This is a genomic window from Salinibacterium xinjiangense (assembly GCF_014645015.1).
GTDB classification, from domain to species: domain Bacteria; phylum Actinomycetota; class Actinomycetes; order Actinomycetales; family Microbacteriaceae; genus Rhodoglobus; species Rhodoglobus xinjiangensis.
Genome location: NZ_BMLC01000002.1, coordinates 353918 through 379553, shown reverse-complemented (window position 1 = coordinate 379553; position 25636 = coordinate 353918). Strand labels below are relative to the sequence as shown.

General features: G+C 62.2%; 22 protein-coding genes and 1 tRNA gene. 8 read left to right on the top strand and 15 right to left on the bottom strand.

Annotation, left to right across the window (positions count from 1 at the left end; genetic code table 11):
- Positions 1–213: 213 nt before the first annotated feature.
- Both IEW81_RS08550 and IEW81_RS08545 read right to left on the bottom strand, forming a co-directional pair.
- Positions 214–2169: an AAA family ATPase gene (locus tag IEW81_RS08550; protein ID WP_097059505.1), complete on the bottom strand. Its 1956-nt coding sequence runs from the start codon at positions 2167–2169 to the stop codon at positions 214–216.
- Positions 2166–2561 (bottom strand): hypothetical protein, encoded by a 396-nt coding sequence (locus IEW81_RS08545; protein WP_097059504.1) that lies wholly within the window; start codon positions 2559–2561, stop codon positions 2166–2168. The genes IEW81_RS08550 and IEW81_RS08545 overlap by 4 nt, the downstream gene beginning before the upstream one ends.
- A 412-nt stretch (positions 2562–2973) precedes the next feature.
- Between IEW81_RS08545 and IEW81_RS08540 the strand changes: the two genes are divergently transcribed.
- The gene (locus IEW81_RS08540; protein WP_097059503.1) at positions 2974–4188 is read left to right on the top strand and encodes a hypothetical protein; all 1215 of its coding nucleotides are present in this window, start codon (positions 2974–2976) and stop codon (positions 4186–4188) included.
- A 141-nt stretch (positions 4189–4329) separates the two neighbouring features.
- Here the strand turns inward: IEW81_RS08540 and IEW81_RS14645 are convergent, their stop codons facing one another.
- The 4 genes from IEW81_RS14645 to IEW81_RS08525 all read right to left on the bottom strand — a co-directional run bounded on the left by IEW81_RS14645 (position 4330) and on the right by IEW81_RS08525 (position 10081).
- Entirely contained in the window at positions 4330–4464 is a 135-nt protein-coding gene (locus tag IEW81_RS14645; protein WP_268236646.1) for a hypothetical protein, read from the bottom strand.
- A gap of 349 nt (positions 4465–4813) precedes the next feature.
- Complete coding sequence (locus IEW81_RS08535; RefSeq protein WP_229671312.1) at positions 4814–6052, bottom strand: hypothetical protein; 1239 nt, start codon at positions 6050–6052, stop codon at positions 4814–4816.
- 97 nt (positions 6053–6149) lie between these two features.
- Complete coding sequence (locus IEW81_RS08530) at positions 6150–7280, bottom strand: hypothetical protein (protein ID WP_097059502.1); 1131 nt, start codon at positions 7278–7280, stop codon at positions 6150–6152.
- A gap of 2 nt (positions 7281–7282) precedes the next feature.
- Positions 7283–10081 (bottom strand): class I SAM-dependent DNA methyltransferase, encoded by a 2799-nt coding sequence (locus tag IEW81_RS08525; RefSeq protein ID WP_229671311.1) that lies wholly within the window; start codon positions 10079–10081, stop codon positions 7283–7285.
- A gap of 353 nt (positions 10082–10434) precedes the next feature.
- Between IEW81_RS08525 and IEW81_RS08520 the strand changes: the two genes are divergently transcribed.
- The gene (locus IEW81_RS08520) at positions 10435–11562 is read left to right on the top strand and encodes a site-specific integrase (RefSeq protein ID WP_097059500.1); all 1128 of its coding nucleotides are present in this window, start codon (positions 10435–10437) and stop codon (positions 11560–11562) included.
- Positions 11563–11610: 48 nt separating this feature from the next.
- Here IEW81_RS08520 and IEW81_RS08515 read toward each other — a convergent pair.
- The 5 genes from IEW81_RS08515 to IEW81_RS08495 all read right to left on the bottom strand — a co-directional run bounded on the left by IEW81_RS08515 (position 11611) and on the right by IEW81_RS08495 (position 15359).
- Positions 11611–11682, bottom strand: a tRNA-Arg gene (locus IEW81_RS08515).
- A gap of 13 nt (positions 11683–11695) precedes the next feature.
- On the bottom strand, positions 11696–12826 hold the full coding sequence (locus IEW81_RS08510; protein WP_218839952.1) for a CHAP domain-containing protein: 1131 nt from the start codon (positions 12824–12826) through the stop codon (positions 11696–11698).
- Between the two features lie 98 nt (positions 12827–12924).
- Positions 12925–13770 (bottom strand): CHAP domain-containing protein, encoded by an 846-nt coding sequence (locus IEW81_RS08505; protein ID WP_097059499.1) that lies wholly within the window; start codon positions 13768–13770, stop codon positions 12925–12927.
- 99 nt (positions 13771–13869) lie between these two features.
- On the bottom strand, positions 13870–14367 hold the full coding sequence (locus IEW81_RS08500; RefSeq protein ID WP_097059815.1) for an HNH endonuclease: 498 nt from the start codon (positions 14365–14367) through the stop codon (positions 13870–13872).
- Between the two features lie 299 nt (positions 14368–14666).
- Positions 14667–15359: an iron-dependent transcriptional repressor DtxR gene (locus IEW81_RS08495; RefSeq protein WP_097059498.1), complete on the bottom strand. Its 693-nt coding sequence runs from the start codon at positions 15357–15359 to the stop codon at positions 14667–14669.
- Positions 15360–15399: 40 nt separating this feature from the next.
- Here IEW81_RS08495 and serC point away from each other — a divergent pair, with 40 nt between their 5' ends.
- Positions 15400–16509, top strand: coding sequence for a phosphoserine transaminase (gene serC, locus IEW81_RS08490; protein ID WP_097059497.1), 1110 nt, complete (start codon positions 15400–15402; stop codon positions 16507–16509).
- Between the two features lie 147 nt (positions 16510–16656).
- On the opposite strand, the gene IEW81_RS08485 is transcribed toward serC, so the two are convergent.
- On the bottom strand, positions 16657–17223 hold the full coding sequence (locus IEW81_RS08485) for a DUF3027 domain-containing protein (RefSeq protein ID WP_097059496.1): 567 nt from the start codon (positions 17221–17223) through the stop codon (positions 16657–16659).
- On the bottom strand, positions 17216–17599 hold the full coding sequence (locus IEW81_RS08480; RefSeq protein ID WP_097059495.1) for a cold-shock protein: 384 nt from the start codon (positions 17597–17599) through the stop codon (positions 17216–17218). Before IEW81_RS08480 ends, IEW81_RS08485 begins: the two co-directional genes overlap by 8 nt.
- A 67-nt stretch (positions 17600–17666) precedes the next feature.
- On the opposite strand from IEW81_RS08480, the gene IEW81_RS08475 reads away from it, so the two are divergent.
- From IEW81_RS08475 to IEW81_RS08465, 3 genes are read left to right on the top strand one after another with little or no spacing between them, the layout of a single operon-like run.
- Positions 17667–17933, top strand: a complete 267-nt coding sequence (locus IEW81_RS08475) for a hypothetical protein (protein ID WP_097059494.1) — start codon at positions 17667–17669, stop codon at positions 17931–17933.
- On the top strand, positions 17920–19770 hold the full coding sequence (locus IEW81_RS08470; RefSeq protein WP_097059493.1) for a helicase-associated domain-containing protein: 1851 nt from the start codon (positions 17920–17922) through the stop codon (positions 19768–19770). The genes IEW81_RS08475 and IEW81_RS08470 overlap by 14 nt, the downstream gene beginning before the upstream one ends.
- A 46-nt stretch (positions 19771–19816) precedes the next feature.
- On the top strand, positions 19817–21472 hold the full coding sequence (locus IEW81_RS08465) for a DNA repair helicase XPB (protein WP_097059492.1): 1656 nt from the start codon (positions 19817–19819) through the stop codon (positions 21470–21472).
- A 4-nt stretch (positions 21473–21476) separates the two neighbouring features.
- On the opposite strand, the gene IEW81_RS08460 is transcribed toward IEW81_RS08465, so the two are convergent.
- Complete coding sequence (locus IEW81_RS08460; RefSeq protein WP_097059491.1) at positions 21477–22205, bottom strand: pyrimidine reductase family protein; 729 nt, start codon at positions 22203–22205, stop codon at positions 21477–21479.
- Entirely contained in the window at positions 22202–23098 is an 897-nt protein-coding gene (folP, locus tag IEW81_RS08455; protein ID WP_097059490.1) for a dihydropteroate synthase, read from the bottom strand. Before folP ends, IEW81_RS08460 begins: the two co-directional genes overlap by 4 nt.
- A 121-nt stretch (positions 23099–23219) precedes the next feature.
- Between folP and IEW81_RS08450 the strand changes: the two genes are divergently transcribed.
- Positions 23220–23912 carry a response regulator transcription factor gene (locus IEW81_RS08450; RefSeq protein ID WP_097059489.1) on the top strand — a complete coding sequence of 231 codons (693 nt, stop codon included), beginning with the start codon at positions 23220–23222 and terminating at the stop codon, positions 23910–23912.
- Between the two features lie 30 nt (positions 23913–23942).
- On the top strand, positions 23943–25628 hold the full coding sequence (locus tag IEW81_RS08445; protein ID WP_097059488.1) for a sensor histidine kinase: 1686 nt from the start codon (positions 23943–23945) through the stop codon (positions 25626–25628).
- Positions 25629–25636 lie beyond the last annotated feature (8 nt).

Here is a 25636-nt window from a genome sequence, read left to right as displayed (position 1 = left end):
CACGCGACTTGATGTGAGCGATTGCGGCCGTGATAGCACGGTAGTCATGCTCGGTGTCGACGTCGTTCGTGTGGATGAGAACCGCGACGCCCTCGACGAGGTTTCGGAGCTGCAGCAGCATGTTCTGAGACAGAAGCCCGCGGTCGTCACTAAGTGCAACAATGTTGCTGCAGACCGCCCCGTCAATGCTGCGAATGTGCTCGCCTACGCTGCTCAAGTCGACCCGCGCTTCAACACTCCACGCAGATCAGCGTGCAACTGGCGCAACATCGGAGCCCCGAAATCGCTGGGCCGAGCTTGAGCTTCCTCAATCAATCGGCTTGCGACGACTCGCTTACCGGGCATCTTCAGGTCGTTTGCCTTCGCCCACTTGTCGAGGAACGGAGGCCATACTTCTTCTCCCGGGGACGGCAATGTAGGCAGCTCAGGAACCGCACTTCCTGGATTGCACTCCTGGAGCAAGGTACGGGTGACTTCGAGGTAAGCCTCGGGCTCAAGCAGGTTCTCGAGCGTGAGCGCTCCGAGGGTGATGATCCGGTCCTCTGGAACACCACCCTTAATTAGCTCCACGCGGCGCTTGAGTCCCCCCTTGTCACCGTCAACGAGGTAGGCCACTCGAGCTCCGGCCAAGTCCAGTTCCGGGTACATCTCGGGAGGCACTTCTGACAGACCGGGCGCTACCTGGTACTCGAGGTCAGGAACGTCGATCGATCGCTTGATCAGTGTGGGCAGCAAGAGCATCTCAGATGCGCCCTCCGCTAGTACGACGTACCGCGCCGTGGAGAAGGCAGTGGCACCTGCTCCCATCGCCAACATCAACGGCGAGAATCCTGCAGATCCCTCCCAAAAGCTGCCCTTTAGAAGGCTGCGGTATTCGTGGCTCGGATCAGGAATGACGGCACGAATGTTGGAGCCGAGGTCCGGGGGAAGACACGCTGGCGAGTGCGTCGTGTAAATGATCTTCGCCGCTTGCTGCTGCGTCATGAAGGTGTTGACCAAGTCGGCTTGCGCATCAATGTGTAGATGCGTCTCAGCCTCATCGATCAGGAGGATTGGCGGAACCGTCTCCTGGCGCACCGCAAGGAAAGCAACGAGCGCCACGAACATCTTGAGGCCGGCACTTCGCTCATCAAACTGGGTGATTCGTTTTCCATCCTGCTTGATGCGGATGGAGAGAATCGTTTGCTCTGTCTTCAAAATCGCAGTGATGTTTGACTGTTTCCAGGCCGCAGCGAACTTTGTAGCGAGCGTCTGGTTCGCTTCATCGATGAGGGTTTCACGCTCGCCCTCATCCCCAGAGACGAATGTCGCCCAAAAAGCAGCCGCGTCGAGTTCAGCCATCCCGAGCAGGTTTCGAAGAGACGCCGGTGGAGCAGCAAAAAACTCTTCGCTAAGCGCGTGAGACGATCCAAGCGTCCGGTCCTCGTCGCCGAATAGAAGGATGTTCGGTGAGAGCGCCCAGAGCGCATTGGCCACCGCCTCGGTTGGGTCCTCTCGGTCGCACCAAGCCAAAACAACACCGATGGCGGCGCTGAGACTTGCGGCGAGTGCGTATGCATTGAGTTCAGCTTGGATCTGGCGAAGAGAGTCTGCGTGTTGCGCCATGGCAGCTGGCAAGTCAGCTGATTCTTGTTCTTCGAAGATCTTGGCGAGGAGCGTCTCAGAACGGTCACGAAGTGTCGCTCGTATTTCATCGGCCGGAGGCGTCTCTCCGGCATCGTTGGGTCCAGGAACTTCGTAGTCGAGTTCAGCGAACGCCATCTTGATTGCTGCTGCCCGGAGTTCCTTTACGGCCCTCGCGAGCGGCGCAACAGCCTTGCGCGGCGCGGGCTCAACAGCCAAACGCGGCTCCGCGCCATCCATCGCGGTGCGTGAGAGCCAAAGCGATTTCGGCTGCTCTTCAAGATCGAATCCCGCCAGGCTCTTTTGCTCTTCCTTCGTGAGCAAGTACTGCACGCGAACGACTGTGCGATCGTCGGGGACGTTCAGACCCCGCGAGCGCTCAGATGGGGACAGAGTTGCCTTGTTGTCCACAAAAGCCAGTGCCCGCAGGAGCGTGGTCTTCCCTGCTTCGTTAGGTCCGACGACCGCGATGACCTTGCTGTCGAGATTCACCTTCCCTTCAGCGAGTCGTCCGAACCCTTGAATCTCAGCCTTTACTAGCCTCATGAGACCTCCCCAACTTGCATTTCGATCCGGACGCCATCACGATCCGTCGTGCTCGTGTAATCGGCGGGGCCATTCTTCAAGAGCTTGAGCGCCTGCAGGTTGTCACCTTGGGTGAGACCATTCCTTGTCGTGTCCCAGTCAAGCAAGGCAGCCGCATCCGGCACGAGCGGTGAGGTCGTCGCACCGCGGGCTTCGGTGCGTGCCATGTCGATTGACGACCACGAAAGAGTTAAGGCGGGTGCTATGTCCTCGTCACCGGGACCAACCGGGGAGAGCAACGCTGCGCGATCAAGGACTCCTGCGTCAGCGAACGCGGTTGGGACGAGATCTGGAAGCTGGGCAAGCAGTGCTGCCTGCGCGTCCACCGTTTCACCCGGCACGAATTCAGTCATATGTATTGCTCCTCGCCCAGGCGCGCTTAGTTGGTTTTTTGGCCAGTAACTGACGTGAAGTCACACTATCGGCGGGGTCAGACTCTGAACCCTGACCGAGACCGGCACGGCCTACATTCGGGAGCTCTGTCGAACCGAGAGCAGGGTCCTCAATCTGCTTAAACACGTTAGCGACGCACTGTGAAGAAATGATGTCATTATCGGCTCAGGTACCCGGGGCTCGCCGGAATCCATTCCGTGCTCGCAGTGCCACGTCTGGCGCACCACATCAAAGAAGCCCAGTGGTCGTAGTCTTAGCGCCAGCCACTGGGAGCCGAGACGGCGTCAAGCCCCGTTGAGACGTGGCATACCACGGTGAGTCTCGCTTAGCCGACGGCCGGTACGCTTGCCGCAGGATGTGAAGGGTCAGGCAATGGCAGACCAGATCGAACTAGTGAGCGATGACGAGGGTGCCATCGTCGTGGGCGAACGAGCCGCTGTCGAACGAATCCTCACGCGCCTGGGTCTGCTGGCGCAGGCGAAGCCGTTTGACCCAGACAAACTCCACACTGCGGCGAGTGCGGGTGCGGAAATCGCTAGCACTCTCTCCCACGTTGCCGAACAGTCGGCGATGTACCTCAAGCTCACGCCCGAGTCCGCCAAGCGACTCAAGGATGCCGGCGGTCTGATGCCCACAAAGATCAAAGGCATCTCTCACATGATGCTCGGCGAACCAGGCAAGCAGTCGCTCAAGTGGCTACAAGCCGAAGATGGTGCGGTATCGCTGCTGAGCAATCCAGCGGTGCTATCGGGAGCGGGCGGGCTTCTCAGCCAGTTCGCCCAACAGGCCGAGGCGCAGGAGCTCAAAGAACTGCTCGTACGAATCGGTGAAAAGCTCGACGACGTGCGTCGCGCTCAGCGAGACAACGTGCTCGCCCGAATGAAAGGTGCTGGCGCATCGATCGTTGAAGCGGAGACGATCCGCGACCACGGGGGCGACCCGAAGACGTGGTGGGACAAAGTGAACGGCGTGTCCGAGACGCTCTTCACGGTGCAGGAAGATGCGCTGCTCGCGCTACGTGCGCTTGCTGACAAGGTCGAAGGCAAGAGCAGCACTGGCGACCTGAAAAAGGCGACGAAGCAGATCGAGCAAGACGTCGCGATGCAGCTCGCGGTGCTCGCACGTTGCTTCGAACTACAAGACGGGTTCCGCGTGATCGAACTCGATTATGTGCGCGCCACCGCCCCCGACCACCTCGACGGGCACCGGCTCGGGGTAGCGGATGCGCGCGCCAGTCGGCGCGCCAGTGTGCTTGAGATCACATCCCGACTGATGACGCAGATGGATTCAGCCGGCGGCATCGCCAACGAGAACATCCTTCTTCACGCGAGAGCCGCACAATCCATAGTCAACTCACTCAACGCCACGGCTTCCGTCGTTGATGACTTCCACAGCCCCCTTGGCATCGACTCCACCCGCGATTCACTCAGCGTCACACCGTGGCGCGAGGCGCTGAAAGATCCGCAGCAGCGAAATAGAGCTGGTAAAGAAGCAGCGCAGAATGCCGCGATTGGCTTGGCTGTGGCCGGAGCCGCTGTGCCGGTGGTCATATCTTTCTTGAAAAGCGGTTCCAAACCCAGTGCCTAGGACGAAGTAGTACCGTCTCCGTGTCGCGGCCGAGAAGTGATGTCGCCAGCTAGGGATTGGATCGCACCAACCTGCTTACGCTCCGTCGAGCCGAACGCGGTGGACACTGCGATACCTCACTCCGCGATGAACGACCCACGGTTATCGCTCATCGCTAAGGGGATCTATGCCCTCCCGCTCACCTACTAAGGCCAGCCAATCGATCCCCATGAGGATGCGATCGAGGAAGAAGCCGAGATCCGGGCGGGCATCGACGAGCTCATCGTGTACGGGCATGTGATCTGTCGCAGATTTTCGGACGGCTTCTTCACGTTGTTCATGCCGCGATTTCGGTCGCGGTGTGAAGGGTTTCGAACCCGATATCCGGCCCCTTGATCGTGCGGGCGAGGGTCAACAACCCAGTTTTATCTGCGATTTGTAGCCTCGCAAGATCATGGTGGTCAGGCTGTTTTGTTTCAAGTGCAGTCAAAATGCGGGCAAAAATGACTTCGGCTGAGTCTTAGTAGAGACTCGCCATGTTTGCAGTTCGGTCCCCAGGCGCAAATACGGAGTCGCGGCGAAATCACTCAGAAAGCGTGTAGCTCTCCTCCATAGACGTCAAGCGTGAGCAACTTCGGGCGGGGACTCACCTCTTACTTTCCCTCGGCAGCACGGCAAAAAGGACAGCCAACTGGATCTCGCGTTCCGAGTCGTCTGGATGTCCGAGTACGAAGTTTCGTCGCTTCATCGGATCGACGCTTTTCTTGCCCGCGCGCTTGAAGGACAGATGCGACTTGACAGCGGTCTCCGCCTTCTCAAATACCGCCGAAGCATCTTTCCGGTCGATAAAAACGATGAGAGCCGCCTTCTCGTCTCGCCACGGCAAATAGCTCAGGAGCTGGTCGACTGCCTCACCCAGTCCCTTCTCACCACTCCACCACTTGCACTCGCCGACGAATACATGGCGATCTTCGACACGGACGAGTATGTCTGTCTTGCCTGCCTGTATGAATGTCTCCCCCGTCGCACTGCCTTGGAAAGTACCGTTGAGCTGGACCAGGATCTGGTCGCGCAGTTCTTCCTCGTCCTTACCCGAGGCGACAGAAGGTGTGCGCTCCATCGCAAGGAGTGTCGACTCAACTACGGCGATCGCGTCTTCGTACTGCGCCTCAGTCAGAGCCGGCTCGTCACGATATGGCGTTCGTCCCTTTGCCACCGATGCATTGCGCTGTGTACCGATGTCGCGACGCTGGAGGGGGACTTTCGAGGGTGCGTCAGTGCGCCTCTTCATAGGGAACCCGAGCGCGCCAGCAAGATCTCGGCGCTGCTGCAGTAACTCCTTGCGACGCTCGACGGCAGGGCGGAGCAGAGACTCGACATTATTATTGAAACCCGCGACATCCCGGGCGGAGTGAGCAGCATTGGTGCGGATCATCCCGATCTCATCCTCAAAGGCGCGTCGAGCCTCGGCACCGGTGTTGGCCCGGCTGGCCGAGATCGTGGCATGAACAGTCAAGGTTCCTCGCCCGACATCTGCCTGGATGGTCGTGAACGCGATGCTGGTCGAGGGTTGGTAGTAGAGCAAGTCCTCGTCGCCGCTGAATTCATAGACCGCACGCACGTTGAATACTGGCTGGCGAACTGCGCGGTCGAAGTGATCGCGGACTTGAACACTTCCCTCGGCGACACCACCATCGATCGGATCGTCCGAAATGCTTAGTGGCTCCAGTCGAGCACGCTCAGTGAGTTCTTGCATCAGGTCTTCCGTCGAACGGCTCAGTACTTCGTCTTCGCTCAGACTCTCGAAACTGCTCCGAATCAACGACAGGCGCTTGCCGAAGTAGTCGCGGAGGTACCCGCGTTCGAAAAGCTCTGTCACTGTCATTTCCCATCTCAATCCCGTGCGCTACTGCCGTTCGTCAATAAATCTCTCTTCAGCCAGCAGGAAGCCGTCTTCCCCCGAGTGTCGGCCCTAGGGGATTCTAGAAGAGGAGTCCGTAGCGTCGGCCGTGAGACATTGACAGCTCCACGTTGTTCGCAGCAGCTGCTCGACGGTCAGCCAGTCCTGCTTGGTCGGTGACAGTCAGAGTAAATCGAGCGTGAGTAGGGTCACGAGTGAAGATCAGGATGGTGTCTTGATAGGTGCCGACGCCGTACCGCTCTGGAATAGGCAGCCCGATGATGTCCATGCCGTTGTCGGCGAACCGGATCGATCGTTTTTTCACATAGTCATGCCCACTGATCCGTATCTCGACATACCCCAAGGTTGTATTTTTTGACACGTTTCGCGAATCGAAGCCAAAAAAGACCCTAGTTCCGCGGGGAGTGTTTAGCTGATTTCCGGGCCTAGGTTTTCGGTTCCGAATGATGGATGAGCCGTCGACCCATAGCGACTTTGCAGCCGCGAGTTGCACAGGAAGAATGCCTGTAATTACATGTTCAGTAGGCGACGCGAGGAAGACGCGTGTGGTCCGGGTTGTTTCCTCGGGAGGTATGCGCGGCTTGGGCAAGGCTCGGTAGCGCTGCCTGTACTCGTCGAGCACATCGGCAAGCAGGTCGGCACTATCCCAGGTATCTTCGAACCAGTCCACGACCGGTTTGGCCCTCTTCAAGTGCTCCCAAGCCACTGTGCGTGAGGAGTTGTTGCGCCAAATCTGCTTGGTGACTACCTCAGCACCAGTCGAGAGCGCACTCGCGGTGACATTAGCCGATCCCACGATCAGCGCTCTTAGATCCTTCCATTCCTCCCCGCCGAACATAAAAATTTTCGCGTGGAATGCAGATGGCGGACGGAGGACGGACGAGTCCAGAACTGCGCGTGCGTTCGGGATTCTCACCTCCGAGTTGTCGAGCTCGCTCAGGGCTTTGAGCGCGTTGGGTTGCGTGAAACCAAAGTCGATACTCACCAGAAATCTTTTGGTGGATGCAGTCCAAGCCCCGCTGGACAACCTCTCCTTCAAGAGACGAACGCCCTTCGTCGACGCATACGCTACGGCAATATCAACGTGCTCGTAGTCGCCAGACTCCTTGGATGCGTGAGCTATCGCATCGAGCACCACCCCAACTCTTCCGACTTTGGGATCTTGTGCGTGCACCGACATCTCGTAGGCCATTTTTAGGCTTGCTTTCGCTTTGGTGACTGACGTGACTCGACTGCCAGTTGATCCGCTGTTGTCAATTCCGCATAGCTCGCAAAGAGAGCACTCAGCCGAGCGTCATCGCTGACCGTTCCACGCAGACCAAAAACCCTGTCAACCGCGCCATCGAGCTCGCGATGTGCGCGCAAAAGCTCTGGGGACATGGCTCGCGGGTTGTAGTGATCCGCGAGCGACCTCTGCGGCTGCAGGTGTCTTGCATTCAGCACGGCACTTCCCCCTGCTATGACCGCTGCTCGCTGCGAGGCCGTGAGCAGCGGTAGCGGGAACGTATTCCAAGTCAGGGTGTTCGAGAAGCGCAGATCTGACTTAATGCGACCTCCGACGGCACGCTGCCATGCGATGAATGCTGACGACGAAATCACGGCAAACGCGATTCTGTCCGGGTCATTGGCCTCGAAGTTTGCGTCGCCGCAGATCACGTCGGGGCCAAACTGCCCTGCCGGAAAAAATCGTCGTGTTTCGCTGACATGACGGGGAACGCACACGTACGCGGTATCAGGCTGAGACCGTTGTCCGAACAGATGCGGGGTTGCCGCCATCTGCCGGGTTGACTTTGCAGCGGACGCCTCACGAAACTCCCTAACGGCGTCGAGACGCCGTCGAAGAATTGCTGAACGGGCGATGTCGCTCGGGTCAAGATCAATCAGCCACAGGCACCATCGCGGTTCGTTGTGAATTAGTTGGCGCGCGCCGACGAAGGGACGAATGTACTTTGCGGCTACCGGGTCTGCCGCAACTTCGTCGAAATCGTCGGGCTCGATGAGCAGGTTACCGTCGTCGCGGGCCATGTTGCCGAAGACCATTGGAGGAAGATTCGAGGCGAGTGGAGTGCGCCGCTGTTCGACGAGGACATTCGGGCCGTCGACTAGGTATCCGTTCAGTTGATTAACGACTGGGAGTTCCACTGGCTCACCCCGGAGGTTGCCGGAGTAGTCAAATAATCGAGCCCGCTTTTTCGTGAAGTGGTCAAATCCAATAACGGAGCAATACACCGCAGCGGCACCAGGAGCTTCGCTTGTCCATGCAAATGTGCGGTGCGCGAATTTCACTCGCCATCCAGCGCTGAACACCGGTCCGAAAAGCGCGGGCACCGGCTCGCCTTGGGAAATCGAGTTCGTGGAGACAAATGCGAACTCTCCGGCGTAGCCAGGGCGACTCAAGAGATCCAGCGACTTCGCGTACCAACCAGTCACATAATCGAGCCTGCCGATATCATCTCTACCCCAAGCATCGCGGAGTTCTTGCGCCTGCTCGGTCGATCTGGTCGCGTGACCTAGGAATGGTGGGTTTCCCATGATGTAGAGGTGATCGCTAGGCTCCACGATGCTGGCCCAATCAACGAGCAACGCGTTTGCCACTTGAATGCTGCGAATCTTGTTCAGAGGGAGCGTGTCCGGGGCGTCACCTAGCGCCAGTTCCATGGCTTGGTTGGCCTGGTGTTCAACTAAGTGAAGCGCAGTGGCCGCGATTTGCGCCGGCCATTCTTCTAGCTCAATGCCGTGGAAGCTCGAGACGCGCACTGCAAGATTGTCCTCAGTGAAGAACATAGTTCGAGCCGTGTCCCCCGAAAGCTCCTGAATCCGTTGCAAGACTTCGAGATCGAGGGCTCGCATGTGCCGGTACCCGACTACGAGGAAGTTGCCACAGCCGCACGCAGGGTCTAAAAAGCGCATCTCCCCCATGTCTGCCCTAAGTTTCTTCAACGCCCTTACGTCGTGGAATCCGTCGGTGAAACGCTGTCGTAGGCCATCTAGAAACATCGGCCCGATTACCTTCATTATGTTGGTCTCGGTGGTGTAGTGCTCGCCCAGCTCCCGCCTAGCGGCCTTGTCCTTGACAGCTTGGAACAGGCTTCCAAAAATTGCCGGCGAAATTGCGGACCAGTTAAAAGTCGCCGCCTCGATCAGTTGACGACGCATCGCTGAGTCGAAGGAGGGGATCGACAGCGGATCCTCGAAGACACCACCGTTCACGTACGGGAACTGAGCTACAAGTTCGTCCAGATTAGATTGTCGGCGGGATGGCTCGCGTCCCATGACTTGGTAGAGGAGTGAAAGTTGGGGGCCCAGGTCTGAGCCGTCTTCGACTGTGCGCGTCTCCAAGAACTCGAGGAACAGATCGCGATCCCAGACACCCGCATCATCGGCGTAAAGTGCGAACAAGGTTCGCACAAGAAAAATCGATGCTTCGTGGTCATCGTCATATCCGGACCGCTCGAGAGACTCATAAAGCGAAGCCATAAGCTTCGCTGCTTTGATCGAAGCCGCCTCTTGCACCTTTGATCCGAAGGCGCGCTCTCCGTAGCCGGCGAAGAATGCCAGCCTCTCGGCGTTGCCTCTCAGGTCGTTGAGTGAGAACTCGATCACGTCCGTGCCGGCATCCTCCCGTAAATCTAGAAGCCGAAAATTATGGAAGTCACTTGTGAGTATCCACCTCGGCACCTCGGCATCCGGCAAGTCGTCAACATAGTCGAGCGCCTGCCGCTCAGCAGCCGCAAGGTCCTTGCCTGTGGATTTCATTTCGATCAGCGCGAGTCCAGGGATAAGTGCGTCGATGTAACCTCGCGCGCCGGTGGAGGACCGCTTGACCCTCTTTTCGTAGAACGCTGCCCGGGTCTGAGTGATCCCATATACGCCGAGCAAATCTCTGACGAACGATTGTGCCTGCTGTCGTTCATCCCCGGGCTCACGCTGCCAATCGCGACTGAAACGCGCAGCTCGAGTCCGGATCTCATTCATCGACAATGACTTCGGCACAGGCCCACGCTACTGCCTCCTTCTGCCATCTCTCGGTCCCCTCCTTCCTTCCTCGTCTTTCCACGTCCTACTTTCAATCACTACTTTCCCTGTCCCACCGCCACTCCTTTACTTCCCAACCTCCCATGCACAACTTGTTGGGTGTGGGAGGTTGGGAAGCTGGCTCCGCCAGGGATTGGCGGTGGGACAGGGAAAATACGCCCACTTTCGTTCGTTTGGGTGGTCGCGTGGGGTGTCTACCCAAACGACCACCCTCCTGCTTTCTCCCAGAGGGTGACTGCCCGGACAAATATCGCTGCGTCGGACGTCCGTCGTACTGTCGAAATGAGATCTCAGTCGAGCGGGGGTTAGTCATGGGGAGTATCAAGCCGTATGAGACGGCAAAGGGTCGGCGCTACGTCGTGCAGTTTCGGAGACCGGATCGGACGTCGACGAGCAAGCGCGGGTTCCGCACGAAGCGCGAGGCCGAACTCTTCCTCGCGTCGACCGAGGTGCGCAAAGCAACCGGCGAGTGGATCGACGCGTCCGCCTCGCGCATCACCATCGACGAACTCGGCGAAGCCTGGCTGCGAGCCCAGACGCATCTAAAGCCATCGTCCTTCCACGTGCTCAACACCGCATGGCGCATTCACGTTCAGCCCGTATGGGGCCATCGTCGCGTCGGTGAGATCCAACACAGCGAGGTTCAGGACTGGGTGAGCCTCCTGTCGTCGCGCAAGGGCGCGACGGTAGTCATCCGCGCCTTCGGCGTTCTCGCCGGAATCATCGACCGGGCCGTCAAAGACAGACGGCTCCCGCTCAATGTCGCCCGCGGCGTCAACCTCCCGCGCAAGGGTAAGAAGCCGCGCAGCTACCTCACCCATGATCAGGTTCAGAACCTCGCGCACGAGGCCGGCCCGCGCCGCACGCTCGTGCTGACCCTCGCCTACACCGGCATCCGCTGGGGCGAAGCGGTCGGACTCCGAGCGAACAGTCTCGACCTTGTGCGCCGTCGCCTGCTCGTGCGAGAGAACGCAGTGAACGTCGCAGGCAAGATCATCCCCGGCACACCCAAGAGCCACGAGTCTCGCAGCGTGCCCTTCCCCGATTTCCTTACTGAACTATTACTCGAGCAGTGCGAGGGTAAGGCAATCGACGCCCTCGTGTTCGGAGACGGCGTGACGCACTTACCGACGCCCACTCACGGCGATGGCTGGTTCGCCGGCGCACGTAATCGCGCTCACGACACCGATCCGTCTTTCCCGCGCGCGCTCACACTCCACGATCTCCGCCACACGGCAGCAAGCTTGGCGATTTCGGCCGGAGCGAACGTGAAAGCAGTCCAGCGGATGCTCGGTCACGCGTCAGCAGCGATGACGCTGGATACCTATGCCGACCTGTTCGACGACGATCTGGATGCCGTTGCAGTAGCGCTCAATGACGCAAGAAGCGCGTCAATTGCAGTCAAAATGCAGTCAAAAACGTTTGACGACGAGTTCTAGAGGCCCAACTTCCGCCTATTTACTGGGAAGTTTGGGTGTAGACGAGGGTGCCCCTGGAGGGACTCGAACCCCCAACCGTTTCCTTAGGACGGAACTGCTCTTCCATTGAGCTACAGAGGCTGGTTTGTGAAGTTTAGCCGACTGGGGCTCCCAGGAACGCCTCTACCGAGGACGCCAGGATCGTGCGCTGGTTGTAGACGCTCTTCTTGCCGTAGTTGTATTCCTCGATCACGATGAAGCCGTTGTCGAGCACCTGCTTGACGTAGGCGACGTGGTTGATCGAGCCGAACCAGGCGACGTCGCCGACGGTCGGGGTGTTGGTGACGGGCCACCCCTTCTTCTCCCAAGCATACTTCCACTGACTCGCGTTGCCGCCGGTGGGGGTCATGTTCGACCAGACCCATTTATACGGGGCCTTGTATGAGCCGGCGTCGCGGTTGATGCGCCATGCGACGAAGTCTGTGCACTGGCGGTAGTAGTAGTTCAGCACCGAAAGGCCGCCGCCCTGCTCCTCACCGAGCTCGTACGGCCACGGATAATCGTCACCGAGCTCGCGTGCACCGGATGCAAGATACTTGGCGTTGTTGCCCGCACGCACGTCGTCGCGAGTCGCCGCAGCGATCTCCTCAGCGGTCGTCGCTTCGTAGCCGTCACGCACCGCAGCGACGGTGGCGGCCTGGTCGCTGACCGTCACCGACTGGCTGGCGGAACTCAACTTGGCCCCGTCTGACTGGGTGTCGGTCAGGGCGTATGCAGGGAGCCCGGCAACGGCGAACAGGCCGCCGACGACAGCCATGGTCGCCAGCACGCTCGCGGGATGCCTGCGGGATGCCTGGGGGGTCGTAGCACCGGCGTGGATGCGGCGCACCTCAGCGCGGCGCAACTTGCGGGCCGCGCCGACACGGCTGCCAGTGCGGCGGCGAGGCGCATCCTGGATCGAGGCAGCGGAGATCTGGATGCCGCCAGCCGAGAAATCCATGAGCGACAGGGTAAGCGCGCCAGTGTCAACGGCAGCAGTGGACACCACCACCGGAGTCACGTCGGCCAGGGCGACAGCCACCGCCTCGACGGCTGCTGCCTCGACCGCCACCGCTTCGACAGCAGCGACAGCAGCTGCGGCTTCGGCAGCGCGCAGCTCACGGCGGGTGACGAACTTGGGTGCCGCATCGGGTGCCGCGGTGGGTGTATCGGCGGGCACAGCGCCAGCCGGTGCAGCTGTGCCGAACCGGTCATCCAGATTGCCGGATGGCATGACATCGACCACGTTTAGATATTTCCTTCAGGTATTTCGAACCTCAGCGAGGCCAGGTGAATCACCGCGACATGTCTCACCGTCACAGCAAAGTTGCAGTCAGGTCGGGGTTAGCCGGGGGGGTAGAGATAGGTGGCGCTACCGGCCGGGATGACGCGGGAGCCGTACTGGTGGTAGTTGCCGTAGTTGTATTCCTCGATGAGCACTGAGCCATCTCCCAGCACCTCTTTGACGTAGGCAACGTGCATGTATTCGGTCACGGCGACAGCTCCGGCGACCGGAACCCCGCTGACCGGCCAGCCGTGGTTGTTCCACGCGCTCGTCCACGAGCTTGCGTTGCCGCCGCCGGGGGTCAGGTTTCCCCATGCCCACGCGAACGGTGCGCCCGTGGAGCCGGCGTCACGGTTGAGGCGCCAGGCGACGAAGTCGGTGCACTCCCCCATGTAGTAGCCGAGCACTGAGAGGCCGGTGCCCATCCCCCCGAAGGGGTAGTCGTCGCCAGCCTGGCGCGGACCCGGATCGGAGTAGACATAGCTCGTGATCCGCGCGGCGGCCGACGCGGCGGCTGTTGCTGCCTGCTCGGTGGCGAGCTTCTGCGCTTCCAATTCCTCGGGCGTGGTGGCGGTGAAACCATCGCGAGCGGATGCCGCGGCCGCCGTGGACGCGCTGGACACAACGCTCTGGGCGGGAAGGCTGCTGGCGTCCGCCGAGGTGGAGGCGTCTGTCGGGTTCATCGCGTAAGCGGGGAGCCCCATCACACCGAACATCCCGCCGACGGCAAGCATCGTGACCAGGACGGCAGCAGGGTGCTTCTTGTCTTTGCGAGCGGCTCGGGCCGCGAGTGCGCTGGCGGCCTCTGTTTTGCGTGCGGTCGAACGGGAACCTCGAGAAACTGCTTCACCTGGGGCGGAAGATTCTGGGTTGACCGAAAGATCCAGTTCACTGGATTTCGTCAATTTTACCAAAGTTGCGTATACCTTCCGGGCTGCCGGGACCTGTATGAGGTTACCCGAGGTGATGCCTCGTGTCCACTTTTTATCACAAAGAGGTAACGGCTAGGCGGCCGGGGCGAGATATTCCTCCCAGTCGGGAAGGGCCCTCTCGACCCCGCGGATCAGCCAACCGTGGCCGTGCGGAGGGCGCGGCGTCATCCTCAGATTCCAACCCATCTCGGCCGGTGTGCGGTCGCCCTTGAGGTTATTGCACCGAAGACAGCAGGCCATCAGGTTCTCCCAACTGTCTTTACCTCCACGCGATCGCGGCATCACATGGTCGATCGTGTTGGCCGTGCCCCCGCAGTATCCGCAGCGGTTGTTGTCGCGTCGCAGCACCCCGCGACGCGACACGGGCACGTGACGGCCACTCGGAATGCGCACGTACGTTCTCAGGATGATGACCGACGGGCGATCCCACGCCCCCGCGGCAGCCCACACGGGGTGATCGGCATCCGCCGCGATGATCGTCGCCTTCTGGTTCATCACGAGCACGAGGGCTCGCTTGAACGACACGATGGCGAGCGGCTCGTAGCCGGCATTAAGGACAAGGGTACGCATGATCATCCTCTCGAAAGTGCCTGCACGGCTTGCAGGCAATAACGCTCCCGGAATTCACGCGTGGAGAGGGCAGAAAACACAAAAGGCACTGTCGAAAGACAGTGCCTAAAGGAAACGGACGCGAGTTACCTCACACCGCATACTGCTGTGTCGTATGTAGAAGTTGGCACAGGCATCCACGGTTTGGATGCTGTACACATTCGACATTCGACTCTCCGGTTCACTCGTGAACTCCAAGGTTTTTAGGGTACCCCGAAAATCCCTGGCAAATGACCGTATGAAGCGCCGTGCCGCGCCGATCAGATCGCGACGAAAATGTGCACGGCGACCTCGTTGGGCAACTCCAGCCCGTCACCGAAACCGTCGACCTGCACAGAGACGTACGAGTCGGCGGACGAGATGGATGCCGTGGCCCCGGGCAGCACTCCCGCGACCTGCAACTGCTGCAGCAATTCGGGCTCGAACTGCACCGGCTCGCCGAGACGTCGGATGACGGCGGTGATGGGCCCGCGGGCGGCGGCGACGGCATCCACGAGGTTGATCACGCCGTCCATGAACGCGGGAGCCGCCGGGTCTCCGAGTTCTTCGAGGCCGGGGATCGGGTTGCCATACGGGCTCTCCGTGGGGTGGCCGAGCATGACGAGCAGGCGACGCTCCACCTGCTCGCTCATCACGTGCTCCCAGCGGCAGGCCTCGTCGTGCACGAATGCCCAGTCGAGCCCGATGACGTCGGCGAGCAGCCGTTCTGCAAGGCGATGCTTACGCATGACATGGATGGCACGGCGCCGGCCTTCGAGCGTCAACTCCAGGTGGCGGTCGCCCTCCACGACGACGAGGCCGTCTCGTTCCATGCGACCGACGGTCTGCGACACTGTCGGGCCGGAGTGGCCGAGTCGCTCCGAGATTCGGGCACGAAGGGGCACGATGTGCTCTTCTTCGAGGTCAAGGATGGTGCGTAGATACATCTCGGTCGTGTCCACGAGATCTGTCATGCTCCAAGACTAACTGGATGCCGACAATAAGATTGGACCCATGCCCACGCTGACGATTCCCTCTGACCTCCTGCCCGCCGACGGTCGTTTCGGCTGCGGGCCATCCCGGGTTCGTCAGGAACAGCTCGACTATCTCGCCGGCGCGGGGGCCGCGATCATGGGAACGTCACACCGCCAGGCTCCCGTCAAAGACCTCGTCGGACGCGTGCGCGACGGGCTTGGCGAACTGTTCCGCATCCCGGATGGCTACGAGGTCGTCATGGGCAACGGCGGATCGACGGCCTTCTGGGATGCCGCGGCTTTCTCGTTGATCGAGAAGCGCAGCCAGAACCTCACGTTCGGGGAGTTCGGCTCGAAGTTCGCTTCGGCGGCCGCCGCCCCGTTCCTCGAGGCGCCGATGGTCATCAACGCTGTGGCGGGCTCGCGAGCCGAGTTCGAGATCGTCGACGGAGTCGATGTGTATGCGTGGCCCCAGAACGAGACATCCACCGGTGTAATGGCCCCGGTCACCAGGGTTGCAGCGCCCGGCGCCCTGACCGTGATCGATGCCACCTCGGCGGCGGGCGGCATCGATTTCGATTCCAGCCAGGCTGACGTGTACTACTTCGCGCCCCAGAAGAACTTCGCATCGGATGGTGGGCTGTGGTTCGCACTGTTCTCTCCCGCCGCCATCGAGCGGGTCGAGCAGATCGCGGCCTCGGGTCGCTACATCCCCGAATTCCTGTCGATCAAGAACGCCGTCGACAATTCGCGGCTCAACCAGACGCTGAACACCCCTGCCCTGGCTACGCTGCTCATGCTCGAGAACCAGGTGGACTGGATCAACGGCAACGGCGGTCTCGCCTGGGCCTCCTCGCGCACCCTCGAGTCGTCGGGCGCGCTCTATGACTGGGCTGAATCCGCGTCATACGCAACCCCGTTCGTGACCGAGGTCTCGCACCGCTCGCAGGTCGTGGTCACCATCGACTTCGACGACGCAGTGGATGCCGCGGCCATCGCCACGACCCTGCGGGCCAACGGAATCGTCGACACAGAGCCGTACCGCAAGCTCGGTCGCAACCAGTTGCGCGTCGCCACCTTCGTGGCCACAGACCCGGCGGATGTGCGCCAGCTCATCGCCTCGATTGAGTACGTGGTCGAAAACTCCTAGGCACTGCGGCGGGGGCCACCCATCCCGTGACGGGATCGGTGCGCTGCCAGGTGTCGCGGCGGTATGACCGTCGGTCACGCACCGAGAGCGCGACTACTGACGCTGTGCCGGAGCGGTAGAAGGCGCACGCTCTACGAGGGCGGGCAGTTAGTAGGACTTGTCCTGCTCGTCGTCGTCGTCGTCGTCATCGTCGTCGTCGTCGTCTGATTCGTCAAGCGAGTCGATGTCGACGCCGTCGAGGTCGCCGCCATGCAGCACGTCGTTGTTGGGCTCGTCGTCATCCGACTCGTCATCGTCATCGTCGTCCGAGTCGTCGTCGTCGTCCGACTCGTCATCGTCGTCATCGTCATCGTCGTCGTCGTCCGAGTCATCGCCCGAGTCATCGTCGTTGTCCGAGTCGTCATCGGACTCGTCCGCACCCTGGGCTGCCTCGTACTCGGCGAGCCGGTCAGACCACGGAACCCACTCCGGAGACAGCAGCGCGCCCTCGCCGGGCATCAGCTCGGCCTCGAGCACCGTCGGCTCTTCGCCATCGACCTGTGCGATCGACACTGTCCACTTCCAGTCCGGGTAACCGGGCATCGCCGAATCGAAGAGCACGGACACGACGCCGTCCCCTTCGTCGACCTCACTGAAGTAGGCACCGACGTTCTCGGCCGGAGTGATCTCGACCAGGGAGTTGCGTGCGAGGCTCTCGAAAGCCGACTCAGGCATCCAGCTCGTCCGCGACCTTGCGCAGCATCGCCGCGATCTTGGTGCTGTGCGACTTGTCTGGGTAGCGTCCGCGCTTCAGGTTGGTGCCGATGCCATCCATCAGCTTGACGAGATCTTCGATGATGATCGCCATGTCGTCTGCCGGCTTACGGTTCAGCTTTGCCAGCGATGGCGGGGATTCGAGCACGCGCACCGAGAGCGCCTGGGCGCCCTTCTTGCCGTCGGCGATGCCGAACTCTAGCTTCGTGCCAGCCTTGACACCCGCGGTGCCTGCGGGCAGGGCAGACGCGTGAAGGAATACCTCCTGGCCGTCATCCGAGGTGATGAAGCCGAAGCCCTTCTCCTCGTCGTAGAACTTAACCTTGCCGGTGGGCATCGTGGTACTCCTTTATTGCTGGTTGCTACAAGACTAGAGGACTCGCGGCAACCCGTATCCTTGATCTGTGGCACAAGACACTTCCATCAGCGGCAACCGAGGCGAACGCATCCTCGCCTATATGGTCGCAGCATCCGTCGGGCTATCGATCCTCGCCTTCCTCTCGATCATCATCGGTACCGCGTCTGGCATAAGAAACTTCGGCGAAGGATTCTGGCCCGTCGCGTTCGTACTACCCCTCATCGGGTTGCCGATCGGTCTGATCCTCATCATCGTGCTCATCGTCGCCAGCAGTCTTCGTCGGGGTCGTGAAACAAGAAATGCCGGCAACTGACGAGTCGGCACTCGCGCTGGCTGCACAACTGCGTGCGCTGAGCGACGCCGAACTCAGTGCGCTGCTCGGCGCACGGGAAGTTCGAGGAGCGTCGATCAAAGACTTCTTCGACCTCGCAGACGCCCTGCTCGACCCTGACTCGATCCAGCTGGCGCTCGGCCGGCTCGACCGGTCTGCCCTGGTCACGCTCGCAACCCTCAGTGACTCCGACATCCCAGTCACCGCCCAGGATGCCGCGGCGCTGGTCACGGCGCGCGGCGCAGCCTCCGCGGCCGTCGCCGCCCACCTTGCCGCCGCAGCGCGCATGGCCCTCGTCACGCGTGCCGACGACCGCTACGCCGTACCCACCGCGGTTGCGCAGCAACTGAAAGGCTGGCCGGCCCTCGGGCTTCCCACTCTCGACGAACTACAGGCGACGCCGGCGTCGGCCGCCCTCGTCCCAGTCAGCCAGACCGAGGTGCGGGTCACTGACGCCGGCTCCGCCGAGCATGCCTTCGCCACCTCGACCTCGATCGTCGAACTCATCTCGGAGCTGCAGCATGAGTCGGCGCGGGAACTCGCGCGGGGGGGCGTCGCCCTTCCTGACAGCAAACGGCTCGCGGCATCCATGGGCGTCGACATCGAGCGCGTGCCTGAACTTCTCGACATCGCAAACCGGGCAGGGCTCGTCGCCCTCGACTCGGGTCGCTGGATGCCGACCTCCGCGAGCGCCGACTGGCTCTCCGGCTCATCCGGCCAGCGCTGGGCGCGACTCGCTTCGGCGTGGCTGGAGCGGCTGCCGGCCGATATCCGCGTGATCCTCGGCCATCGGGCACACGCGGTCTGGGGCGACCAGCTGCAGGAGTATGTCGACTGGCTGTTCCCGGCGGGCGGCGAGCACATGCGCGAACGGGTGCTCATCTATACGCGCGATGCGCAGCTGCTCGGCATCACCTCCGACCATGTTCCGAGCACCCCCGGCACGGCCCTCATCACCGAGGGGCCGGAGACCGCTGCCGCGGCGATGGTCGCCCTGTTCCCGCCCGAGGTGACGCAGGTCTACCTCCAGCACGACCTCTCGATCGTCTCCCCCGGGCCGCTGGCTCCGGCAGTGGATGCCCGTCTCCGCACCATGGCCGACGTGGAGGGCCGCGCCCTCGCCTCGACCTACCGGGTGTCGACCTCGAGCATCTATCGAGCGATGGCGGTGGGCGAGACTGTGCAGTCGATCAGGAAATTCCTCTCCGGGATCTCGCTCACGGGCATCCCGCAGCCGCTCGAATACCTCATCGCCGAAGCCGGTAACCGGTACGGGCTCGTGCGCGTGGCCGCAATGGACGGCGGTCGGGCATCGGTGCGCTCGACCGAGGAGTCGATGATGCGCACGCTGCTCGTGGATCATGGCATCTCGAGTCTCGGCCTCACACGCGTCGGTGACAGGCTCATCAGCCGGTTCGACCAGGAGCTGGTCTTCTGGTCGCTCAGCGAAGCCAGGTACCCGGTCACCGCCGAAAATGCGAACGGCGATGTCATCGTACTGAAACGGCCTACCGCGGCAAGGGCGGCTCCAGCCGAGACCGTCGACACGACAGCGAGCCTCATCGAGAGACTGCGGCTGGGCAGCTCGTCAGATCCCGACGTGACCGGCGCCGCCTGGTTGCTTCGCCAGCTGGATGTCGCGATCAAAGGCAAGGTCACCATCACGGTGACGGTACAGCTGAACGATGGCTCGACCACAGACTTCCAGCTGGAACCTGCCAGTGTGGCTGGCGGCCGGCTTCGGGCGCTCGACCGCAAGGCCGACATCGAACGCACGCTGCCCCTGTCGAAGATCGTTTCCGTCAGCTCCGCGCGATAGTCGATTGCTGGCAGAGACTCCCAGCGAGGCAAACTAAGCTAACGGGGTGAATCCGGCCCCGAACGGTCCCCTTATAGTCCAGTCCGACCGCACCGTGCTGCTGGAGGTGGCCCACCCCGACGCGGAAGACGCCAGGCACGATCTTGCCGTCTTCGCCGAACTCGAGCGCGCACCCGAGCACATCCACACCTACCGCATCACCCGCCTCGGGCTGTGGAATGCGCGCGCGGCCGGCCACGATGCCGAGAGCATGATCACGACGCTCGAGAAGTATTCCAAATTCGCCATACCGCAGTCGGTGACGGTCGACATCACCGAGACCGTGGGTCGCTATGGCCGCCTGGTCATCGAGCGAGCGGATGACGGTGCGCTCACGCTGACCGCCACCGACGCCGCCGTGCTAGCGGAGATCACCCGGGCCCGCAAGGTCGCGGCGCTGCTGTTCGAGAAGCGCGGACCCAACACTTACGTCGTGCAGGCATGGGCGCGCGGCCAGCTCAAACAGGAGCTGTTGAAGCTCGGATGGCCAGCAGAAGACCTCGCCGGGTACACCCCGGGCACCCCGCACGAGATCGAGCTGAACTCCGAGGGCGGCTGGCACCTGCGTCCATACCAGAACCAGGCGATCGATAATTTCTACGCGCACGGCTCCGGAGTCGTGGTGCTCCCGTGTGGCGCTGGCAAGACGCTGGTCGGGCTCGGCGCGATGGCCGCGGGCAAGACGACCACGCTCATACTCGTCACCAACACCGTGTCTGCGCGGCAGTGGAAAGCCGAACTGCTCAAGCGCACCTCGCTGACGGAGGAAGAAATCGGTGAATACTCGGGGCAGGTCAAGCAGGTACGACCCGTCACGATCGCGACGTACCAGATCCTGACGGCACGCCGGAAAGGCGAATACGCCCATCTTGCACTGCTGGATGCGCTCGACTGGGGTCTCGTCATCTATGACGAGGTACACCTGCTGCCCGCCCCCGTGTTCAAGCTCACGGCAGACCTGCAGGCTCGCCGCCGACTCGGGCTCACCGCCACGCTGGTGCGCGAAGACGGTCGCGAGGGCGATGTGTTCAGCCTCATCGGTCCCAAGCGATTCGATGCCCCGTGGAAGGAGATCGAGGCGCAGGGCTTCATCTCGCCAGCCTCGTGTTACGAGGTGCGCATCGACCTGCCCGAGAGCGATCGGCTGCAGTATGCGGCATCCGCCGATGACGAGCGCTACAGGCTGGCCGCCACGGCTCCCGCGAAACTCGGGGTCGTGCGAGAGCTCGTGAAGAAGCATGCCGGTGAGCGCATATTGGTGATCGGGCAGTACCTCGACCAGATAGACCAGTTGGCCGACGCCCTGGATGCCCCGCAGCTGACCGGCTCCACGCCGATCGACGAGCGTGAGCGGCTGTACCAGGCGTTCCGCGAAGGCTCGATCACGGTGCTCGTCGTCTCGAAGGTCGCCAACTTCTCGGTCGACCTTCCTGAGGCCACGGTCGCCATCCAGGTCAGCGGATCGTTCGGCTCACGCCAGGAGGAAGCCCAGCGGCTCGGTCGCCTGCTGCGTCCGAAAGAGAGCGGGCTCCCCGCGAACTTCTACACGCTCGTGGCCCGCGATACCGTCGACCAGGATTTCGCGCAGAACCGCCAGCGATTCCTCGCCGAGCAGGGCTACAGCTACACGATCCTGGATGCCGACTCGCTCGAGGCCGCCTAGTTCCTCAGCGCATGTAGCGCAGCAGCAGGGTGTCACCGCTGCGCAGCACATGACCCAGCCGCATGCCCTGGGCTTCGTCGATGGGTCCGCGTGCGATGCGGGGCCCGTCGCCCGCTTCGAGGGTCGGTTCTACCGTGAGGCAGAGTTCGTCGACCAGCCCGTCGGCAATGAGGGAACCGAACAGCGACGGTCCCCCCTCGCAGAGCACCTGCGGGTGACCGTGCTCCCGGATGACCCGCAGCGCCTCGGCCAGGTCGACGTGGTCCTCCCCCGCGACCACCACGTCCGCGACGGCGGCGATCTCGGCGAGCCCGGATGCCCGTGCCGACGTCACCACGATCGGGCGCACCGGCGCCTCACTGAAGATTCGCGAGTGCGGGTCGAGCTGCAGCGAACCGCTAACGATCGCGAACACGGGGTGCTCGGGCATCCCGTGCCTAACTCGCCAGCGTACAGAGGCGTCGCTGACCAGCATTGGGCCATATCCCTCGGATCTCACCGTGCCGGCACCGACCAGCACGACGTCGCACGCGCGGCGCAGTAATTCGAAGTGCCTCTTGTCGGCCGGGCCGGACAGCCCCCCCGACAGGCCGTCGTGGGAAGAGGATCCGTCGACGCTGCTGACGAAGTTGAGCCTGACGGTCGGCGAGGCCGTCGCCAGCCCCGCAACGATGTCGTCGTCGCTGAGGTTGTCGGCCGGATCCGGCCATAGTCGATCGATGCGGGCTGTCATACGTTCAGCTCGGGATGCATGTTGTGGATGAGCTGCACCGGCTGCCGCATCCCGAGGATCGCCTCCGTCATGCGCACGGCGTCGACGCTCGCGCGCACGTCGTGCATCCGGATGATCCGAGCCCCGTTCAGGATGCATACCGTCGCGGCGGCGAGGGATCCCGCGAGCCGCTGCCCCTGCTCCCGGCCGATGCTCTCGCCGATGAAGTCCTTATTGGAGACAGCCGCGAGCGCCGGCAGGCCGATCGCCGCGATCTCGTCGAATCGCCGCGTGATCTCGAGGGAATGCAGGGTGTTCTTGTTCAGGTCGTGCCCCGGGTCGATGACCAGTCGTTCGAGCGGGATCCCGCCCGCCAGAGCCGCATCGACCTTGCCGCGCAGGTACGCGATCACCTCACCCACCACGTCGTCGTAGACCGGCTTCGACTTCTCGGCACGCGGCTCGCCCTTGCTGTGGGTCAGTACGAGGGTGGCGCCACTGGCTGCGACGACGCCGAGCATCGCGGGGTCCCACAGTCCACTCGTATCATTGATCACCCCGGCACCAGCGGCGATCGCACGCTCGGCGACTGCGGCGACGGTCGTGTCGACCGAGATGACGACGTCGGATGCCGCGGCAATCGCTTCGACGACCGGGATCACCCGCTCGATCTCGTCATCCACCGTCACGACCGGGCCGCGACCGAACGGGACGCCGCCGATGTCGATCCAGTCAGCGCCTTCCGCGACCGCTGCCAGGGCCGCGGCCACAGCCCTGTCGAGCTCGAACGTGGCTCCCTTGTCGTAGAAGGAATCGGGCGTGCGGTTGATCACCGCCATCACGGCGACCTGGCGGTTGAAATCGAAGGTTCGGCGGCCGATGGAGCGCACCATCGTCGGGGCGATATCCGTCATCTGCCCAGACTACGCGGGTGCGGCCCGGCTATCCATCGCTCTAGCGATCCATCAGCACGCGCTGAGTAGTAGGACATAGGACTCCCAGTTTACTTTCAGGTGACTCGCAGATACTTTCCTCATGGCTGACGGACCGAAAATTCTCATTGTCGACGACGAACCCAACATTCGCGACCTTCTCACCACGAGCCTGCGCTTCGCTGGTTTCGCCGTGCGAGCGGTCGGCAACGGGGCACAGGCGATCTCTGCCGTGCTCGAAGAAGAACCCGATCTCATCATCCTCGACGTGATGCTGCCGGACATGAACGGGTTCGGCGTGACCAAGAGGCTGCGCGCGTCCGGTTACACGGCGCCCATCCTCTTCCTCACCGCCAAAGATGACACCGAAGACAAGATCACCGGTCTCACCGTGGGCGGCGACGACTACGTGACCAAGCCGTTTAGCCTCGATGAAATCGTGGCCCGCATCAAGGCGATCCTGCGTCGCACCATGCAGGACGACGAAGAGGCTGTGATCCGTGCTGGCGAGCTCACCATGGACCAGGACACTCATGAGGTGACCATCGGTGCCGAGCAGATCGAACTGAGCCCCACCGAGTTCAAGCTGCTGCGCTACCTGATGCTGAACCCGAACCGGGTGCTGTCGAAAGCGCAGATCCTCGATCATGTCTGGGAGTACGACTTCAACGGCGACGCCGGAATCGTCGAGAGCTACATCTCCTATCTGCGCCGCAAGCTCGACCAGTTCTCTGACGAGCCGGTCATCCAGACCAAACGGGGCTTCGGTTACATGCTGAAAGCTGCCAGGGTCTAGTCAACATCGGGGGCATAAACTAGCGACCTTATGCATGCTCTCACCGAGTGGTGGAACCGGATCTCGCTCCGCACCAAAATTACTGGCGTGACGGTTCTGCTACTGACGATGGGCCTGCTTGTGGCAGGCGTCGGTACCATGACGGTCCTGCGCAACTACCTGCTCGACGAGGTCGATAAGAAGATCGACGGTGTCGCCCTGATCCTCATCGATCGGCAGGTCTTCGAGCTCACCACAGACACCGCCGGTGGCATGGTCTGCCGCGTCTACCCTTTCCCCACCGACTACTACCTCGCGATGGTGGACAACAGCGGCAAGGTGCTGTGCAGCAACCGTTCCGGCGAGAGCAGCCAGCCGACCAACGCCGGCGCGATAATCGGCCAGAAGAGCGCCATCACGGTGGCGGGGGAATCCATCGGCGGACAGTGGCGGGTCGGTGGCTATCCGCTCAAGACGTCGGCCTCCACAGAGCCGCTCACCGTAGTCATCGGCCTCGATCTCGGGGCTTCCAACGCGACGATATCCCGGCTGGCCGCCATCTTCCTGTTCTTCGGGCTGACGGTGGTGATCTTTGGCGGTGCGCTCACACGGCTGCTCGTGACATCCACCTTCACACCGCTGAGGGAAGTGGAAGCCACCGCCGCCCGGTTCGCTGATGGCGACTTCAACCAGCGCATCGCTGGCGCCACCCCGAACACCGAAGTCGGGCGGCTGAATCGCTCCCTGAACTCCATGCTCGGCACCATCGACAGCGCGTTCGCCGACCGGGCCCGCATCATCGACCACATGCGTCGCTTCGTGGGTGACGCGAGCCACGAGCTTCGCACTCCGCTCGTTTCGGTGCGTGGTTACGCCGAGCTGTACAGGATGGGCGCGCTCACGAAACCCGAGGATGTCGCGCAGGCCATGGAGCGTATCGAGAAAGAAGCGATCCGCATGGGTGAGTTGGTCGAAGACCTGCTCGAACTCGCCAGGCTCGACGAGGCGAAACCTCTTCAGCTCACCGAAATCGACCTGGTGCCTCTCGCCCGGGATGCCGCGCTCGATGCGATGGCGTCAGCTCCGGATCGGGTGGTGACGGTCGTGGGTACCGACATCGCTCCAGCCAAACCGGTCGAGGTGAACCCGCCGACGCAAGAGCTCCTCCTTCCCGAGCCAGAGGAAGAATCGGCCCGGGCCGCGTCGATCCAGGTCACCGGCCCCATTGCCTTTGCCGGGGCGACCCTTGCACGGCTGGTTGCGCGCCGCTCGCGCGCGCGGGAAGAGGACGGCCCCATCATGGCCGCCGTCGAGCCCCCGGATGCGACCCTCCGCGCCGCCGTGATGGCCGAGGAGAACAAGATCCGCCAGGTGGTCGCCAACCTCATCGGCAACGCCATGCGCTTCACCGTGCCCGGCAGCCCGCTCGAGATCGGCGTTGGCGTCGACTCGACCCGCCGTCGTGCTGTCATCTCCGTGATCGATCACGGTGAGGGCATCCCGCCGCAGATTCGTGGGCGCATCTTCGAGCGCTTCTACCGCGCAGACAGTTCGCGCCAGCGAGCGACGGGTGGCAGCGGGCTGGGGCTGGCGATCGTTGCGGCGATCGTCGAGTCACACCACGGCGAGGTCGAGGTGCTCGAGACTCCGGGCGGTGGTGCGACCTTCCGGGTCAGCCTTCCCCTCCTTCACAGTGCGCAGGATGCCCCGGCTCTCCCCGTCGCTCCGAACCAGTAGACCGGCGC